The organism is Alcanivorax sp. HI0044 (genome assembly GCF_001634945.1).
This window is the reverse complement of the sequence record NZ_LWEZ01000552.1, coordinates 1-661: the sequence shown is the minus strand read 5'-3', so window position 1 is coordinate 661 and position 661 is coordinate 1. Positions and strand designations below refer to the sequence as shown.

Genomic DNA, 661 nt, shown 5'->3' with positions numbered 1-661 from the left:
AGCTGCACGCTGCATAACCCCTCACGGGATTCGCTGATCAGCTCGGTACCGCCCTCCACATCGTCCACCGCGGTTTCCACCGGCGTACAGACCAGTGATTCCACGGTTTCCGGGGTGGCCTGGGGGTACGCCACATAAATGCCGATGCGGTCCAGCGGCACATTGGGCAGGGTTTCCTGACGGGTATGGGGAATAGCCAGCAGCCCTGCCAGCAGCAGGGTCATCATCAACAGGTTGGCAACCGCCCCATTTCTGGCGAACCAGGCAATGGAACGATTCATGGATGTCCCTCACCACGGTTTTCGCTGTTATGGGCCAGACCAGTCTGGGCCGGACGCGGATCGATACGCATGCCTTCCAGCAGTTGCAGGTCCCCGGCCAACACCACCGAGGTCGCGCTGTTAACCCCATCGTGGAGGTAGAGGTTGTCACTGTCCTGATGCAGTATCGCCACCTGCTGACGGCGCAAGCGCTGGTCGTCGTCCAGCACCCAGACAGACTGGTCACCGGCCTGGGCAGAACGGGGCAGCACCGCCACCGCTGGCGTCGCGGCACCGCGCAGTTCCGCCTGCACCAGCACACCGGGTTCCAGCGGTAATGACTGACCGTCGTTGGCAACCTGCACGATCAGGTACATCATCTGGTTGCGGTTCAGCCCCCC

Annotated in this window: 1 protein-coding gene and 1 pseudogene; both read right to left on the bottom strand. The window is 62.6% G+C overall.

Annotated elements, in window-relative coordinates:
- Positions 1-281, bottom strand: a 281-nt coding sequence (locus A3730_RS06560) for an efflux RND transporter permease subunit (RefSeq protein WP_156500992.1), incomplete at its 3' end; no start/stop codon positions are given.
- Positions 278-661, bottom strand: a pseudogene (locus A3730_RS31190) (efflux RND transporter periplasmic adaptor subunit); the annotation flags it as partial. The pseudogene A3730_RS31190 and the gene A3730_RS06560, both read right to left, overlap by 4 nt.